Genomic DNA, 17,140 nt, shown 5'->3' with positions numbered 1-17,140 from the left:
CTATAAAACAATAAATTGCAATCGTAAAATCTTTCATTGAGGATAAATTGAGTTGGCAAACCAAATTTAAGCCAATATTGAAAGGTTTTACTTTTTATAATACTACGCAACTTACATTAATTAATTATTTACAGTTACTTATAAGCACAAATAGATAATATTTAATAGTCAGGTTTATTGTAATTTATTATTTTACAATACCCAGATATGATAAGCTTTTTGAGATTTAAAATAATACATAAACATCAGCATCAAAAACTATTATATACTCCAAACACTATAATTTTATGCCTTACGATTTAATGACTTTGAAAAAGAAATAAAATACTTATTCTCTCATAACTTTGAGCGAAACGCTCTTTTGTATTTGGAGTCGTAGGATAGCCTACGACTAGATAGATATTTGCAGTCTCAGACTGCTTTTTTATTATACCACGAAGTTGGAAACTTCGAGGAGCAAGGGCTGGGGCTTTTTTTGATTGTAGTTTTTTATTTCTTCTTGTAATATGGTATAAATTCTTGTTTATAACAAGCCTTATCTGTTTTAAAAATACCTTTCTTAAATGCTTCTTTATGTAGTTTTGATAGGTTATTAAATCTTTTCTTTCGCAATTTATCCACTCTTTTGAGAGTTATAAAATCATATGTAACAGCGTCCATCATAATAACTTCGACCTCGTTACATTTTTCATCAAGACTTAAATGTGTTACCTCAAATCCAACGCAAATAAAAATAATTTTTTGTTCTGAAACAGGAACATTTATTTGAAAATATCCATTTACATCGGGTTTGCCAACTTCAATTGTATCATTAACCATAATTGAAGCAAATGGCAAAATTTCTAAATTTTCAGCAATGACACGACCTTTAATCATTCTTTCTTGACTATAAAGATTACCAATTGAAATTAAGAACAAAATAAGTGTTATTGATAATTTATTCATTTTTATATTCTTAGATTAAGGTTTGTAATGATGATTATAATTATATACTTTTCGCTCTTCGAGATGTTCCGAAGGGCATCTCGAAGTATAGATAAAAAGGATGTTAATCCAAAAAAAATCAAAATATCGACCTCGTTGCATTCTTCTAATAAATAGCTTGGGCAATCATAGATTGTCTTTTATCTGTACCACGAAGTCAGAGACTTCGAGGAGCAACGGATGTTAATCCAAAAAAGCAACATATCGACCTCGTTGCATTCTTCTAATAAATAGCACGGACAATCATAGATTGTCTTTTATCTGTACCACGAAGTCAGAGACTTCGAGGAGCAAGGGTTGTTGTCGCACTGGTTGTTGGTGAAAAAAAACACCAACAACGGCAAAAAACGAAAAAAAGACTTTATACAGCAACTATTCAGAGTTTAAGCATCCTATTTATTATTTTATAGGATTAATATTCTTGTTATCGGTGCTTCTAGATGTCCTTTGGAACATCTAGAAGAGCGGGCATAAATCCTTTAATCGAATGTCATTCAATAAATAATTACATAAGATTAATTTCCTTTTTATCTGGACTTCGAGACATCCTTGGTAACATCTCGAAGAGCAGGATTATTTTTATAGAGCGTAATTTTATTATTCTTATCATTTAAATAATAAATCTTATTCCTTTTAAGGTTAATAATAATATCGTTAAAAGCTCTATAGGAAAAATATGAATCTTCTACATCTATATGAAATTTAATAAAGTTTGATTGCACATTAAAAGGATAAAAAGTGGCTGATTTAAGTGGTTTTAAAGAATAGCGATATGAATCCGTATAATTGACTTTAAATATGTATAGTTGAATACTTTGAATAGGCAATTTTTCTTGGATTACTGAAAGAGAATCACATCGTTTTGTGGTATATAGCTTATCATTCAAGTAGATAGTACACTCGCAATCTTCTGCTTTAATTTTATTAAACCTGAAATCAAAAAACATCTCATTAATAACCTCTTTTGTTGTGGTATATTTCTCAGTTTCTAACTTTAGCAAATTCCCTTTCAAAAAGCTATTTAATACTATTTCTTTTTTATTCTTTTGATACCATTTTCCATTTGAATATTCATATTCATGTAATCTATAATAATTGTATCTAAATGTTGAGTCATCATTAAATGTAAATGCATACACCTTATTTTTAGAAATGTATTCTCTGTAAAAGCGTTCTTCTGTACAACTAAACATGAGAATACTTGAAAGCATAATTATTATTTTCATAAGTTAACAACTATTTATTATCACTATCATCAAACGCTTTAATCATTATTTCTCTGTTATAGCCTGCACCCATAATGCGTTGCAAATATATAAAATCCCCAATAGCTCCATTCTTGCTCTTCGAGATGTTCCGAAGGACATCTCGAAGTATAGATAAAAAGGATGTTAATCGAAAAAGTCAACATATCGACCTCGTTGCATTCTTCTAAAATAGCTCGGACAATCATAGATTGTCGTTTATCTGTACTACGAAGTCAGAGACTTCGAGGAGCAACGGTAAAGTATGACACTACGGACAAATTGAGATTTTAATCAAATCATAAATTTCAGTAATTCCATTCTCGGGTTCAGTACAGATTTTTAGCCTTTTCCCGTATTCTGAACACATTATTCTATTTGGTGTATATCCTATATTTTTCCCATCCATCTCAAATACAACTGTACTTATTTCCAAATAATATTTCATACCTTTTTTTATATTTTGACCACCGCTTGAATGTCTATATACAATTTTGAAAATCTCATCTATATTATTTTTCGCATGAATGATGCTAATCGTTTTGTACTTTTTTATTTTATGAATATAAAAAGTATCTGATTTAGTTATATTCGTTATTGTACTTTGACAATAAATATTGCATGATATAAGTATCATAATAAGGGGAAATAACTTTCTCATCGGATTCTTGGTAAGTTTATCAATATAAAATCCATCTTTTTTATCCAAAAAGTCAACATATCGCCCTCGTTACCTCGTTGTTTTCTCCTAAAAATAGCACGGACAATCATAGATTGTCATTTATCTGTACCACGAAGTCAGAGACTTCGAGGAGCGAGATTCAATTATAGGGTTCACTATTTTTTCAATAACTTATCAATTGCTTTAAGGATGGTATCTCTATTTTTGGCATCTTTAATGAAATTAGGAAGGCGTTCTACCATTGTAGTATGTGTCATGTTTTGTCTTTCTCTTAATTTTGATGCAACGTAGTTTTTTATCTCTAACAGGTGCTCTCTATTATAAGCCCAAAATAAGTTCCCTCTTATCTCACACTGAAACCATAAAGGAAGGTTAAAAACTGGATCTCCTTCTAATGAGTTTTTATAAAATAATCTATAATCATCATTTCGTGGTTTATAAGTTCGCACTATTCCACAATGTTGACAAGGGATGGTCAATTCTTCTACTTTTTCTTTATTATTCGGAATAGTAATATCTATTGACTTCCCACAATTATCACAATTTCGTTTTACTATAGCATTGTATCTCACAAGCTCTTTCGCATCTTCAGTAAATTTACAGCTACTGCAAATCAATTTACTCCTATTAGTAAATCGACCTATCACTAACGCTTCATGCAAACACTTTGGACAATGAACGAGATATTCATGTTTGTATGTCCATCTAACTTCCTTTGACTCAATATATCTTTTGTTATTTTCTTCCATTTTACTGATGTCCATTCACTCATTGCATGACTACCAGTCACTCGGCAACGTTGGTAATACTAACAGCGTCATGCCATGAGTAATCTTATCTCTCTAATTTAAACCCCTTATCCGTGGCTGGTCTGTTGGTTGCATTGGCTACCTTCCACCCTGTTCTGTACATCCAATCAGCCATTTTTTTAAGCTTTGGATAGTTGATGCTCTCGGCATTATCTTGTGGCGTATGATAGTCGGGATGCAAAAGACTGGTGTACATGATAGCAGGAATGCCTAGCCTTGCATACGGTAGATGGTCACTCCTAAAATACCAACCTTCTATGTGCGATACGTCGTCCCAAGTATCATCTAATTTAAACTTAGGGCCTTCATTATTAGCGTCAAGTGCCATCGTTACCAAATCAAGGGAATTTCTGTGAGGAGGTTTCATGCCTAAAATGGCGGCACTATCAGTAGTATTTCTACCAATCATATCTCCATTCAATACCGCTACAATGTTTTTGATAGGAACAGTAGGGTGTGACGAAAAATACCTCGACCCTAATAAACCCCTTTCTTCTGCCCCATGAATCACAAAAATCACTGAACGTTTGGCTGGCTTTTTAATAAATGCTCTGGCATTGGCAAGCATCGCTACATCTACACTGCCATTATCATCAGCACCATAATAAATAGAATCATTTTTGATTTCATTTCTAATGCCATGTGCATCGGTATGCCCACTATATAACAGGTACTCTGCTTTTAATTTAGCATCTGTTCCATCAATTTTGCCAACTACATTGACAGAGGGATAGGGATATTTAGCCACTATCAAGTTGGCTTTAATCGTAGCAGTATTTTGTTGTAATAATGCTTTCGCACTAGCATGGAACCACAAAACAGGCACGGTAGTGGTAACATTTTCATTCACGCCCCCATCTATGTCATAAGTACCTCTTTTAAAGTTTTCAGCGGCATCTTCCCAAGCGTTTTCAGCTACATCGTCTGCAATAAAAATGATGGCAATTGCTCCTTTTTTTATCAAAGGCAAGCCATACTTCGTGAAAACATATCGGTTGTATCGCCAAGTTGGTAACGATACATTCAAATTAATGCCTTTCGCATTAGCCTCAATGGCTATTACTTTGCCTTTTACATCTATTTTACTCGTATCAATATCAAGGGCATTTCCTAAATATACAATAGGTGCATTTAACGAAATATTAGCCATCTGTGCCACAGCAACGTCTTTCCAAAGCGAGAAGGTTGTATTATTAATCACGACACTAGCATTATCTGCTATATGATTTCGCCATAAGGTAAAGTACTGAAAGTAGGTACCATCATCCCCTGCTGGTTTTAGTCCAATTGCCCTGTATTGATCAGCCAACCACATAGAAGCCTTTAGTTCGTCTAACGTTCCAGCAGAACGACCATTAAAATGGGCATCTGCAAAGGCATATAAATCTTTTTTCAAATCCTGTATTGTTATGGCATTCAACGCAGGAGGATTATTCAGTTGTGCCAACACTGTGTTTGTCACAAGCAGGAACAAGAATAGTAAATTACTTTTTTTCATTTTCTATTTATGGCTAAGTTTTGTTAAGTAATCATTAAAATTTAAGCATCGTTTTTATTTATCGCAAACAACTGATAACTAGCAATTTGAAAAACTACCGAGACAGGGGGCTATTCACCAATCACTATTTACTAATCGCTACTTAATGAATTTTTATTTTAAATTGGCTTAAAACAAACCCTGATACGAAATCAATCCAATGGCGATGACCGCCAACAGTAAGCCGATTTTATTGAGCAAAGTAAATTTCTCTTGAAAGAAAATAAAAGCGACCAAGGCCGATCCTACAATGACACCAATATTATAGATGGGTAATACAAAAGCGCCATTGTTCTGATAAGCATCAAGGGCTTTTAGTAGATAATAAAATGATAGGAAATTAGGAATGCCTAATGGAATTGCCGCTAACAGGCTCTTGGCTTCTAGTTTCTCTTTTCCTTGTATCATCCTGATAATCAATACAACTCCCCCAATCAACACAGAACCAACTAAGATAGTTAAGGTAAAAGGAATAGTAGTACCTGCGGCAGTAACGTATTTGGCATTGAGGTAATTAAAAGTGGTATTGGTAATGCCGTACATGGTAAATACAGCAATGGGTAATAACCAATCTGCCGTTTGTTGCTTGTTTTGATTGCCGCCTTCATCCTTTTTAAAGGTGCTCAACGCTACTGCTATGACGGCTAGTACTAATCCCAGATAATTAAAGGCATCAAAACTAGTACTCGTTTTCAGGATGACTAAGCTAAAAATAACGGGTACTACCAACGACATATTGTTTGCTAACGAAGTAGTAGCCATCCCGATTCGTTGGGTAGAGATACCCGAAAGCATAAAGGTAATCACAAAACCAACGCCTAATAGCATGGCTAAAATGGTGGAGGTTTCGGATAAATCTAAGTTAAGGTGTTGGTTTTCTGGCAAAAACAATAAGCCTGTAAGGATGCAAACTGGATAATTGAAAATGATGGTTTGAAAAGTATTGATGCCAAAACGTGGATGCAAACGGAAATTAATCAATAATAAAACCGAGAAGATTATACTGAGCAATAAATGTATCATAGCTGATGATGATTAAATATTTTGGGATTTATTATACCGTTTAGGTTTGAAAACAGGTAATTACCCAAATGTAATAATATCCATTCAAAAGCTTAAACAAATATTCCCGAATTTATATTGAGCTATGGGTGTAAGTGATGAGTTGTGAGCCTTGAGATGAAGCAATGTCATTTTTCTATTAGGGTGCGACTCAAGTCGCACCCTAATAGAAAAATTTCTGTCTTTGTGTTTTTTAAGCCCTTGTTGGTGAACTAACACCAACAAGTAGTGCGACAGCAATGCACCACTAATAATTGTAACAAAAACTAACTATTGGCTGGAGTGTTGCTGTCGCACGAGTTGTTGGTGAAGACACCAACAACGGCGAAAAGACACCAACAACGGCGAAATAAGGGCTAAAGGGCGAATGGCGAAAGAAAAAAGCTCATCACTCAAAGCTTACAGATCTATCACGCCTTTTTAATCAAATCTTCCAATAAATCCACCCACATCGGTGAGTTATTTAGGCTCTCTACCAATTGCCAATGTTGCCCGCCAAATTCTTCAAACATTTCACGGTATTCTTCTCCTATTTCGATAGTTGTTTCTAAGCAATCAGCCACAAAAGCTGGCGAGAACACCAAGATATTCTTTTTGCCTTGTTCCGCCAATTCCTTAATGACAACATCAGTATAAGGTTGCACCCAAGGGTCGCTGCCTAATCTCGACTGGAAAGTAGTTCTATAAGTACCCTCTTCCAAGCCCAATTCTTTTACTAACAACCTAGTGGTTTCATGGCATTGTGCCCGATAGCAATATTGATTCATCGAATGTATAGTATCACAACATGAACCGAACTTGCAGGTTTCACCCGTACAGTCACCTTTACGGATTTGACGTTGTGGTAAACCATGATAACTAAACATGAAATAGTCGTATTCGTGTTTAGCCATATAATTTTTAGCCGCAGTAGCAAAATATTCTATAAACTTAGGATGGTCGTAAAAAGTATTGACAAAGCTTATTTCAGGTATAATCTGCCATTCTTTTACGATACGCATCGTTTTTTCGTAAACCGACCCTGTACTTGCCGATGCATATTGTGGAAAGAACGGAACAACGATAATCTTTTTATAGCCCGATTTTTTAAAGGCTTCTAAGCCAGCATCCATGCTAGGGCTTTGATAACGCATCGCCAATTTGACATCATACTCATCGCCCAATTGTGCTTGAAGCATCTTTTCGATGTCTTCGCCATAAAACTTTAAAGGCGAACCTCTGTCTGTCCAAAGTTCTTTATATACCTTAGCCGACTTGGGTGCTCTAAATGGTGCAATGATAAGGTTTACTAGCATCCATCTAAAAGCATAAGGAATATCGATTACTCGCCCATCCATCAAAAATTCGCGTAAATACTTACGGACATCTGGTGTATTTGGCGAATCGGGCGTACCCAAATTAACGATTAATACTCCTGTTTTAAGCTTAGTTGTCAAGGACTTGTCAGACAACGTGTGTGGTTCTTGTACTTGCATTTTTATAAATTAAGTTTCTCGTATTTACGTAACAATTCGCTCAAGAGATTGTTTAAAGACAACTTCTATAATACAAATTTGTTCGATTTTAATATTTCTACCGCTCATTTATGAATTTATTTTTCGAGAAACTTACTAATTAATTTTTCCAGCCTACTGGTTTAAATGGTGTTCTGTACAAACCATCGTTACACTGAACGTACTCTTTACAATTTGAAGAAGCTGGAGGGCAAGCGAAAACATCTCCAACAATTTTTACAGTAACAGGGGCTTCTCCTGCTGGTACTCCTACAGAACGGTCTATATAAAATATCTTTTTTCTGGTTGAGTGTACATCAAAAATACCCAGTATTTTTTCACTGGTATTGGTTGCTGATTTGATATTATAGCTAAATCTTGTTTCAGCAGGTACATCAAACAGTGTACCATTATTTTGTGTTTGGGCAGCCAGACTTTGATAATAGTTATAGGCATTTTTAGTAATAGAACGTTGTTCAAACTGAAGATAATATGGTGTAATATCATCATAAGGTATTCTTGCTACCCGTCTGCCCGTAATTCTCTGTCCGTTTAGATAAGAATCAGAAAATACATTCAAATCAGTTGAAAAGGATATATTCCAACAATCTCCATCACATTTATAATTCAAAATTATGTCTGTTGGTACTTTAGGGAAAGTACAGGTATTCTTGGTAAAATCATAATAGCCATTCGGACAAGTCTCGCAAATGAAAGCACGTTCATAATGTTTCCAATACCATTGATAATTATCTCCTGTAGTAGAAAAATCCTGAAAATCTACATATATATTAAAACCTCCACGACGAGGGTCCCCTTTGGCATAATTATCTTGTAGGTCAAATCTAGTAATCACATTTTCTATTTCTGGAACGGGTCTCATCGTTTCTGCGGTAGAAACATACTTTTTACCATCTAATGTTTCGATAGTTAAGGTATAAGTTCCTCCCACGCGTCCAGCATATCCATCGGAAGTCTGGTAATAACCTGTAGATTTAGGGTCTGTTAAGTTTTCAACAACACCTTTTTCATCTGTCAAATAAACTTTGGCTTTCAATATTGGCAAAAAATATCCTCCCGAAATTTTATCTGAAGACATATATAAATGCACTTTATGGGGCCCGGGTTGGTCTGTTAAGTTAGCTTCTATCGTCAGGAAGCTTTTTGAGGATACTTGTACAAAGTCTGTAATTGGTGTAATACACGAGGCTACCAGTAAACAGAAAAGTAAGGAAAATATTGGAAATTTAGTTTTCATGATAATATATTTCAATCTTTCTAAACGAAAGCAATACAAGTCTTTTATAAAAATTTAAAATTATAAGTCAATGAAATCAATGGGTTAGCGAAAACACTTAACTCATAAGGTTTCAAGGCAACACCAGCAGGTTTGAAGAATACCGAATAGGCATTTTTTCTTCCATAAAGATTATACACTGTAAAAGTCCAGCTTCCTTCCCAGCGTTTTTCTTTCATACTTGGATTGGTGATAGTCCAAGAAAAATCTAGGCGATGATAATCAGATATTCTATCATTGTTTCTGGCTTCGTAAACAGGGTATCTTTTATTATCCAACTGAAAAAAACCTGATGGAGACGAAAACGGACGACCTGTATTATAAGCAAACGTAAAAGAAAAACTATGATGAATAGTTGGCTGTACGTTCATCATAATATTCAAACTATGAGGCTTATCATAATTTGAAGCATACCAATTACCATCAGAAATTTGTTGGAGTTGAGGATAATCGCCTCTTACTTGTTGCAAAGAACGTGCGAAAGTATAACTCACCCAACCATTCAACTCACCTCTTTTTTTCGTTAACATCAATTCTAAACCATAAGATTTGCCCTTGCCTGAAATGAGTTGTGTTTCGATGGCTTGACTCAATTGTAGATTTGCTCCCGAGATATAATCCACTACATTCTGTGTTGAACGATAATATCCCTCTGCTGAAAACTCCCACACATTATCTTTATAGGTCTTGAATACGCCTAAAGATACAAAATCACTCACCTGAGGTTTAATATATTCGTCTGCGGTTTTCCAACGTGCCGTAGGCAGTGGCGTGGTATTATTAGATAATAATTGAATGAATTGCTGCATTCTATTATAGCCTATTTTCAAGGTACTGTTTTCGCCCAAAGAGTACTTTATTGCTAAACGAGGCTCAAACCCACCATAAGATTTCTCTACAGCACCACTTGATACAATTTCTTCTCCGATTTGAGAGGAGGCTGTTCTTGGCTCTCCATCTAAATATTTTCGAGTAGTCGTTGGGCCTAAGCTTAAATATTGTGCATACCTAATGCCCGCTTGTATCGTCAACTTTTCATTGGCTTTGTATTCATCATCCACAAACAACCCTAATTCTAACGATTGTTCCCTTGGTAATAAAACGCTCGAAATCCTTGATTTTACATTTTCATTCAATTTACCCGGTGAAATCTGGTAATTGATTCCGCTAGCACCGAAATTGATTTTGTGTTTTTCGTCTGGGTTATAATCAAAATTTACCTTGATGTTTTTATAATCAATACTGTTGTACAAATCTATTCTATTAACACTATCAGGTGCATACGTTCTAGTTTTATAATTACTCACTACTCCTACTACATCTAAACTAAATTTCGTATTAAAATAGTGGCTCCAACGAGCAGAAAAATTCAAATGTCCATAGTCAAACTGAGTTTGTTTTGCCACTACATTTTCTAAACTAAATAAGGAATCTACTTGATAGAAATCTTTACTCATATACGTAGAGAGCGAAATGGTATTGTTTTTATTCGGTCTGAAATATACTTTAGTCGCTACATCATAAAAATTAGCCCGCGTATTTCTCATATTATCTGGTCCAATCCATTTAAACAAAAAATCATTGAAGGAAACTCTTCCTGCTACTACAACCGATAATTTCTCTTTGATAATAGGTACCTCAACCATCGCTCGGTTAGATACCAACCCGATTCCGCCCGAAAGTTTAAATTTCTCTAAGCTAGGGTCTGTCATTTTAATGTCTAACACAGAGGCCGTCCGACCACCAAAGCGAGATGGAATACTTCCTTTGTAAAGTTCTAATTCGCGAATAGCATCCGAAGCAAACACTGAAAATAATCCAAAAAGGTGGGTTGGATTAAAAATAGGGGCTTCATCTATATAAATTAAGTTTTGGTCAACATTTCCTCCACGTACATTTATTCCATTTGAGCCTTCTCCTACTGACGACACACCCGGTAAGGTTTGTAACGAACGGATAATATCTACCTCACCCATCATCGCTGGCAACTTCTTGATACCTTTAATACTCAACAAAGTAACCCCCAAAGAAGGCGTCTGTATACTTTTGCGTGTAGCCTGACTCGAAACAATTACTTCTTCAAGTGTCTTAGAGACATCCTCTAAAGTAACATCCAACTTAGTATCAGCCTTTAAGGTTAGTTTTGTACGATAAGGTTTATACCCCACATGACTAACTTTAATGACATATTCGCCTGGGGGTAAATACAGTTGGTAATTACCCAACGAATCGGTGATTACACCTGATTTTTTGAAATCCAAAAAAATCGTTGCACCAACAATTGATTCACCTGTGTTAGAATCTTTTACTTTCCCTGACAATTGAGGCAACTTAAATTCTGTATTTTGTGCAAATGACTGTGTAGTAAACGAAATGGAAATACAGCAAAAAAATAAGCTTTTGAGGATTAATGCTCGTAAAGTTAGTTTCATAGTTTATTTTTATAGTTGATGCCAGTCATCAAGATAAACTGGTTTTACAAAGAACGGCATTTTAATAGAAATCTATAGCATGATTTATCTCCTTATTATTACATATTATATCAAATACTGACAACGTGCTGAAATTTCAAGACAGAATACTTAAAAAAAGCGTCGAAACAAAGTCCTGCCCGACTTGCTCCGACGCTTTTTGCATCTAAAAAACTATTAAAACTACTGATGTTTTTGTGGCATTACCGCAATGGTATCAATACCAAGTCCTTGTGCGATTCTCTTTCCCAAACCAATGTCTGATCTGAACCAAGGGCATACTTGCAAATCGGTAATTTTATCTTCCATTGGGTAGTAATCCCTGACATCGCACCAATGATATTTTAACAGTTCTCGCCTTGGCATCACCAATCATCAAACGCTACAAACTACACGGTTGCGTATAATGGTCGCTCTCGCCTTAGACATTTCTATCATACCAAAAGCAGTAGGCAAATTCATCGTTGTTTCAGACATGATAGTAAGCTATTTATAGATGAAGATTATTATTTGATGTCACAAACTTAGAATTTTTAAATACATAAATCAAATCGATAAATTTTATTTATAAATAGAAAATAACTATATGTTATCTCAGTTTTAAGACTAAAAAAGGATTTTTTGAAGATAAAAGCTCAAAAAGTGGCAGATTTGCTAACATGGAAGAATAATGAATCCCAAAAAAGTATAACATTTAAGCATGAAATGTTCAGCATTTCATGGAATTGTGAAATTTGTTCCCTAATTTTGCACCTGAAAAATAAGTAATTTATTAATTAAAGAATTCAGCGAGCAACGATAGAGTATTTATTAATATTGTAAGTCTTTAATAATTAATCTCTAATTGATATTTAACTAATTCTTATCTAGTAGATTAAATACTATTCCAAATTCAAAATCACAAAACAAACTTATTATAATGGCATCAGTCAGACCAGATGAAGTATCAGCAATTTTGAGAGAACAACTCTCAGGAGCAAAATCAGAGGCTGAACTTCAAGAAGTAGGTACCGTATTACAAATCGGTGATGGTGTAGCCCGTATTTACGGACTATCGAAAGTACAGGCGGGTGAATTGCTCGTTTTTGATAACGGCTTAAAAGCCCTAGCTTTGAACCTTGAAGAAGATAACGTAGGAGCGGTATTATTAGGGGATTCGTCTGAAATCAAAGAAGGAGACACTGTAAAACGTACTGACGAAATCGCATCTGTTAAAGTTGGCGACGGTATCTGCGGTCGTGTTGTAAATACACTTGGCGAGCCTATTGATGGTAATGGACCAATCACAGGTGATTTGTATGATATGCCTTTGGAACGTAAAGCTCCGGGTGTAATCTTCCGTCAACCTGTAACTGAGCCCCTTCAAACAGGTATCAAAGCGATTGATGCGATGATTCCAGTAGGTCGTGGACAACGTGAATTGGTAATCGGTGACCGTCAGACAGGTAAAACTACTGTTTGTATCGACACTATCATTAACCAAAAAGAATATTATGAAGCTGGAAACCCTGTTTACTGTATTTATGTAGCATGTGGTCAGAAAGCCTCTACTATCAAACAAATCGAACAAACACTTCGCAAAGCTGGTGCGATGGACTATACTGTAATTGTAGCGGCGGGTGCTTCAGACCCTGCTCCGATGCAATTCTTTGCTCCATTTACAGGTGCTGCGATTGGTGAATTCTTCCGTGATACAGGTCGTCCAGCATTGATCATCTATGATGATTTATCTAAACAAGCTGTTTCTTACCGTGAAGTTTCATTATTACTTCGTCGTCCTCCAGGACGTGAAGCTTACCCAGGTGACGTATTCTATCTTCACAGTCGTTTATTAGAGCGTGCTGCTAAGATTAACTCATCTGACGAGATTGCTCGTAGCATGAACGATTTACCTGAATCTATCAAGCATTTGGTAAAAGGTGGTGGTTCATTAACAGCACTTCCAATCATCGAAACACAAGCGGGTGACGTTTCAGCATATATTCCTACAAACGTAATCTCAATTACGGATGGACAGATTTTCTTGGAATCAAACCTTTTCAACGCGGGTATTCGTCCAGCTATCAACGTAGGTATCTCGGTATCACGTGTGGGTGGTAATGCTCAAATCAAGTCGATGAAAAAGGTAGCAGGTACTTTAAAGCTTGACCAAGCACAATTCCGTGAATTGGAAGCATTTGCTAAATTTGGTTCTGACTTAGATGCTGCTACGAAATTGACTATCGAACGTGGTCGTCGTAACCTTGAAATGTTGAAGCAACCAAACGGTGCTCCACAAAGAGTTGAAGAGCAAATCGCTATGATTTTCCTTTCAACAAAAGGTCTTCTTGACACGGTAGCGGTAAGCAAAGTTCGTGAATTTGAAAAAGATTTCATTAACGTAATGAACGCTACGCAAAAATCAACAATGGATGCTTTGAAAGCAGGTAAATTTGATGATTCTTTGACAGATGTCTTGACAAGAGTATCGAAAGAAGTAGCACCGAAATACGTGTAAAAAATAATTTTCAATTTTGAATGATAGAATGATAGTGATTTTACAAAGTAGATTAATTCACTATCATTCATTCATTCTATCATTCATTTATTAGAAAAGATAATGGCTTCATTAAAAGAAGTAAGAAACAGAATAGTCTCGGTAAACTCTACTCAGCAGATTACCAAAGCCATGAAAATGGTGTCGGCAGCAAAACTTCGCCGTGCGACAGATGCTATCGTTCAGATGCGTCCTTATTCAAGAAAATTGACTGAAATGATTGCTACCGTTTCTGCTAACGCAGAAGGAGCAAAAGAAAATCCATACACTATCGTTCGTGCTATCAACAAAGTATTAATCATTGTTGTTACATCAGACCGTGGTTTGTGTGGTGCTTTCAATGCCAACGTTGGTAAAGCAGCTGTTAGCTTAATCAGCGAAAAATATGCAGCGCAACAAGCCGCTGGGAATGTTGAAATTTTGGCACTTGGCAAAAAAGGTGGTGAATACCTTTCGCGTCGTGGATATAATGTAAACACTGCTTATGTTGATATCTTTACAAAATTAAGTTTCACGAACGTTCGTACTGCGGCAGAAGCAGCGATGAAAGGTTTTGAAGAAGGCAAATACGATGTTGTTGAATTGGTGTATAACGAATTCAAAAACGTAGCGACTCAAATATTAAAGACAGAGCAAGTATTACCAATCGTTGAACAAAAAGACGACAAAGTTAAGGCTTCTTCTGTGGATTATATCTTTGAACCTTCTGAAGAAGAAATCATCAATGAATTAATTCCTAAGGCGTTGAAGTTACAAATCTACAAAGCCGTTCTTGAATCAAATGCTTCTGAGCATGGTGCTAGAATGACAGCGATGGATAAAGCAACCGATAATGCTGGTGAATTATTGAAAGAATTGAAATTACAATATAACCGTTCTCGTCAGGCAGCGATTACTAACGAAATCCTTGAGATTGTTGGTGGTGCAGAAGCTTTGGCAGCGGCATAAGATACGATATTTCATTAAAAAACTCATTCTCAAAAGGAATGAGTTTTTTTTTGGCTATTGCTGAAATCAATTATCCCTTAAATGATTAATTTCCTCCTCAGAAAGACCAGTAGCTTGAATAATTGTTTCGATTGAAATTCCTAATGAAAGCATATTTCGGGCTACTTCTAACTTTCCTTTGTATATACCCTCTATCTCTCCTTCTAACTTCCCCTTCAATATTCCCTCTATCTCTCCTTCTTCTCTGGCAGTATCCAATGAGTTTTTTAAATCTCTGTAATACTTCAAGCTATCTTCATAAGATAATACTTGCTCTTGAGTAAACTTGGCTATTTCTGCGGTTTCAAATACTTTTTCAAAAATTTGTTCTCGTAAACTATCAGGGACTCTATCTAGTTTATTTAGGTTGCTAATTACATACAACCATTTATCGAACCTCGTTTCTAATTCATCTATTGTTTTCTTGAATTTTGGCATTTCTAAGTAGATGAAAGTCAACTTGTCATAGAATACTTTATTGGTTTCTGTGTCTTTCAACTTTACATCATACCTAAATTTATTGGGTTCATTTTTATCTGCATCGAAAACAAAATCAAGAATGGCAATAGTATAAACAGCCTTTAATTCATAATTCCAATCAGCTCGTTTAGCTTGCTCACGTATCGGAAAAGTTGAATAGTAAACTGTTCTATCTTTAAAGAAATTCTGTTTAGTCTTTTGTAACTCCACTATAAATTTCTCTCCTTTTTCATTCTCACAATACAAATCAAAAATAGCTTTTCTATCTAATTCTGTCAGACCAAGATTTTCTGTTTTTAGGTAGTTTAACGCTGTGATTTGTCCTTGCTCTTCTTTTAATAATTCGTTCAGAAAATCCAATAATAAGTCTTTGTTTAGCTCCTCGCCAAACAATTTCTTGAAACCGTAGTCGGTAAAAGGATTAATATATTTCTCTACAAATTCTGCCATTTACATATTATTTTAAACAAATATACATCATTTCGAAAATTGATAGATTAAATTTTTATTAGTTAAAAGTCCATCATGCAAAAACGCCATAAAATGTATATTCCAGCAAAAAAAATTATCGAAGGTGAAATATTTTCACCCACCAATTTTTACTGTTTATCTAAAATTTATATAGATTAACAAAAGCTAAAGAATTGTTAATGTAACTATCCTTAACTTTGTAGGATATACTTAAACAAATATTCTTCTCATGAAAAACTTTATTGTTTCAATTCTTGCAATTTTTACCTTAAATACTTCATTAAACGCTCAGGGAATTAAAACACCTGCACCGAGTCCTACACAGACCATCAAACAAGATTTTGCTTTATCTTCTATCGAGGTAGTGTATTCAAGACCAAACATCAGAGGTAGAGTAGTTTTCGGTGACTTAGCTCCTTTCGGTAAACTATGGAGAACTGGTGCAAATGCTGCTACCAGAGTAACTTTTGGCGAGGATGTAAAAGTAGGTGGCGTAGCTTTAAAAGCTGGCACGTATGTATTGTACACTATTCCTAACAAAGATGAGTGGGAAGTGATTTTCAACAAAGGCTTGAACAACTGGGGCATTGATGGGTATAAAGCCGAAGAAGATGTTGCTAAATTCAAAGTAAAACCGACAACCTTAGCAAATTCTGTTGAAACGTTTACGATTGAGATTGCTAACCTAACGGCTTCGTCAGCAGATATTGAAATCAGTTGGGAAAAAACAGCTATTGCTATTCCAGTGACTGCTGATATTGATGGCAAAATCACCAAAGCCATTGAAACAGCATTGGCTGTTGATAGTCGTCCGTACTTTCAGGCAGCTAGCTATTATTTTGAAACAGGCAAAGATTTAAATAAAGCGTTGGCTTGGGCAGATAAAGCCGTTGAGCAAACACCTAAGGCATACTGGATCATGCACTTAAAGGCAAAGATTCAAGCAAAGCTAGGGAATAAAGCTGTAGCGATTGAAACAGCCAAAAAATCAATAGAACTTGCTAAAGAAGCCAATAATATGGATTATGTAGCGTTAAATGAGAAGTTAATTGCTTCAATGAAGTAATATCATTGACTTCTTTTTTTG

14 protein-coding genes are annotated in these 17,140 nt (G+C 35.3%); 3 read left to right on the top strand and 11 right to left on the bottom strand.

Going from position 1 to position 17,140, the window contains the following annotated elements:
• Nucleotides 1–489: 489 nt before the first annotated feature.
• From VB264_RS20755 to VB264_RS20710, 10 genes are all read right to left on the bottom strand, one after another.
• Nucleotides 490–945, bottom strand: coding sequence for a carboxypeptidase-like regulatory domain-containing protein (locus tag VB264_RS20755; RefSeq protein WP_323252572.1), 456 nt, complete (start codon nucleotides 943–945; stop codon nucleotides 490–492).
• A 566-nt stretch (nucleotides 946–1,511) separates the two neighbouring features.
• A complete protein-coding gene (locus VB264_RS20750; RefSeq protein WP_323252570.1) occupies nucleotides 1,512–2,210 on the bottom strand; it encodes a hypothetical protein in 699 nt (232 codons plus the stop codon).
• Nucleotides 2,211–2,499: 289 nt separating this feature from the next.
• Nucleotides 2,500–2,865 carry a hypothetical protein gene (locus VB264_RS20745; protein WP_323252568.1) on the bottom strand — a complete coding sequence of 122 codons (366 nt, stop codon included), beginning with the start codon at nucleotides 2,863–2,865 and terminating at the stop codon, nucleotides 2,500–2,502.
• 200 nt (nucleotides 2,866–3,065) lie between these two features.
• Nucleotides 3,066–3,659, bottom strand: a complete 594-nt coding sequence (locus VB264_RS20740; RefSeq protein ID WP_323252566.1) for a hypothetical protein — start codon at nucleotides 3,657–3,659, stop codon at nucleotides 3,066–3,068.
• Between the two features lie 85 nt (nucleotides 3,660–3,744).
• Complete coding sequence (locus VB264_RS20735; protein ID WP_323252564.1) at nucleotides 3,745–5,217, bottom strand: M28 family metallopeptidase; 1,473 nt, start codon at nucleotides 5,215–5,217, stop codon at nucleotides 3,745–3,747.
• A gap of 168 nt (nucleotides 5,218–5,385) precedes the next feature.
• Complete coding sequence (locus tag VB264_RS20730; protein ID WP_323252562.1) at nucleotides 5,386–6,279, bottom strand: EamA/RhaT family transporter; 894 nt, start codon at nucleotides 6,277–6,279, stop codon at nucleotides 5,386–5,388.
• 449 nt (nucleotides 6,280–6,728) lie between these two features.
• A complete protein-coding gene (gene hemH, locus VB264_RS20725) occupies nucleotides 6,729–7,793 on the bottom strand; it encodes a ferrochelatase (RefSeq protein ID WP_323252560.1) in 1,065 nt (354 codons plus the stop codon).
• A gap of 139 nt (nucleotides 7,794–7,932) precedes the next feature.
• Nucleotides 7,933–9,069 (bottom strand): DUF4249 domain-containing protein, encoded by a 1,137-nt coding sequence (locus tag VB264_RS20720; protein WP_323252558.1) that lies wholly within the window; start codon nucleotides 9,067–9,069, stop codon nucleotides 7,933–7,935.
• A gap of 44 nt (nucleotides 9,070–9,113) precedes the next feature.
• Nucleotides 9,114–11,540, bottom strand: coding sequence for a TonB-dependent receptor (locus VB264_RS20715; RefSeq protein ID WP_323252556.1), 2,427 nt, complete (start codon nucleotides 11,538–11,540; stop codon nucleotides 9,114–9,116).
• A 222-nt stretch (nucleotides 11,541–11,762) separates the two neighbouring features.
• Entirely contained in the window at nucleotides 11,763–11,945 is a 183-nt protein-coding gene (locus VB264_RS20710; RefSeq protein ID WP_323252554.1) for a hypothetical protein, read from the bottom strand.
• Between the two features lie 553 nt (nucleotides 11,946–12,498).
• On the opposite strand from VB264_RS20710, the gene atpA reads away from it, so the two are divergent.
• Nucleotides 12,499–14,076 carry a F0F1 ATP synthase subunit alpha gene (gene atpA, locus VB264_RS20705; protein ID WP_323252552.1) on the top strand — a complete coding sequence of 526 codons (1,578 nt, stop codon included), beginning with the start codon at nucleotides 12,499–12,501 and terminating at the stop codon, nucleotides 14,074–14,076.
• Between the two features lie 102 nt (nucleotides 14,077–14,178).
• Nucleotides 14,179–15,063 (top strand): ATP synthase F1 subunit gamma, encoded by an 885-nt coding sequence (atpG, locus tag VB264_RS20700; protein ID WP_323252550.1) that lies wholly within the window; start codon nucleotides 14,179–14,181, stop codon nucleotides 15,061–15,063.
• A gap of 66 nt (nucleotides 15,064–15,129) precedes the next feature.
• Here the strand turns inward: atpG and VB264_RS20695 are convergent, their stop codons facing one another.
• On the bottom strand, nucleotides 15,130–16,032 hold the full coding sequence (locus VB264_RS20695) for an Rpn family recombination-promoting nuclease/putative transposase (RefSeq protein WP_323252548.1): 903 nt from the start codon (nucleotides 16,030–16,032) through the stop codon (nucleotides 15,130–15,132).
• Between the two features lie 250 nt (nucleotides 16,033–16,282).
• On the opposite strand from VB264_RS20695, the gene VB264_RS20690 reads away from it, so the two are divergent.
• Nucleotides 16,283–17,119 carry a DUF2911 domain-containing protein gene (locus tag VB264_RS20690; protein ID WP_323252546.1) on the top strand — a complete coding sequence of 279 codons (837 nt, stop codon included), beginning with the start codon at nucleotides 16,283–16,285 and terminating at the stop codon, nucleotides 17,117–17,119.
• Nucleotides 17,120–17,140 lie beyond the last annotated feature (21 nt).

This window comes from Arcicella aquatica, assembly GCF_034928825.1.
In the GTDB taxonomy this organism is placed as follows: domain Bacteria; phylum Bacteroidota; class Bacteroidia; order Cytophagales; family Spirosomataceae; genus Arcicella; species Arcicella aquatica.
Note: the sequence above shows the minus strand (reverse complement) of the source record. Positions and strands in the feature narration are given on the sequence as shown.

What these genes read in the sequence shown, in the direction of transcription:
- VB264_RS20755 (WP_323252572.1), bottom strand. Translation starts at nt 945, where the DNA reads ATGAATAAATTATCAATAACACTTATTTTGTTCTTAATTTCAATTGGT.
- VB264_RS20750 (WP_323252570.1), bottom strand. Translation starts at nt 2,210, where the DNA reads ATGAAAATAATAATTATGCTTTCAAGTATTCTCATGTTTAGTTGTACA.
- VB264_RS20745 (WP_323252568.1), bottom strand. Translation starts at nt 2,865, where the DNA reads ATGATACTTATATCATGCAATATTTATTGTCAAAGTACAATAACGAAT.
- VB264_RS20740 (WP_323252566.1), bottom strand. Translation starts at nt 3,659, where the DNA reads ATGGAAGAAAATAACAAAAGATATATTGAGTCAAAGGAAGTTAGATGG.
- VB264_RS20735 (WP_323252564.1), bottom strand. Translation starts at nt 5,217, where the DNA reads ATGAAAAAAAGTAATTTACTATTCTTGTTCCTGCTTGTGACAAACACA.
- VB264_RS20730 (WP_323252562.1), bottom strand. Translation starts at nt 6,279, where the DNA reads ATGATACATTTATTGCTCAGTATAATCTTCTCGGTTTTATTATTGATT.
- hemH (WP_323252560.1), bottom strand. Translation starts at nt 7,793, where the DNA reads ATGCAAGTACAAGAACCACACACGTTGTCTGACAAGTCCTTGACAACT.
- VB264_RS20720 (WP_323252558.1), bottom strand. Translation starts at nt 9,069, where the DNA reads ATGAAAACTAAATTTCCAATATTTTCCTTACTTTTCTGTTTACTGGTA.
- VB264_RS20715 (WP_323252556.1), bottom strand. Translation starts at nt 11,540, where the DNA reads ATGAAACTAACTTTACGAGCATTAATCCTCAAAAGCTTATTTTTTTGC.
- VB264_RS20710 (WP_323252554.1), bottom strand. Translation starts at nt 11,945, where the DNA reads ATGCCAAGGCGAGAACTGTTAAAATATCATTGGTGCGATGTCAGGGAT.
- atpA (WP_323252552.1), top strand. Translation starts at nt 12,499, where the DNA reads ATGGCATCAGTCAGACCAGATGAAGTATCAGCAATTTTGAGAGAACAA.
- atpG (WP_323252550.1), top strand. Translation starts at nt 14,179, where the DNA reads ATGGCTTCATTAAAAGAAGTAAGAAACAGAATAGTCTCGGTAAACTCT.
- VB264_RS20695 (WP_323252548.1), bottom strand. Translation starts at nt 16,032, where the DNA reads ATGGCAGAATTTGTAGAGAAATATATTAATCCTTTTACCGACTACGGT.
- VB264_RS20690 (WP_323252546.1), top strand. Translation starts at nt 16,283, where the DNA reads ATGAAAAACTTTATTGTTTCAATTCTTGCAATTTTTACCTTAAATACT.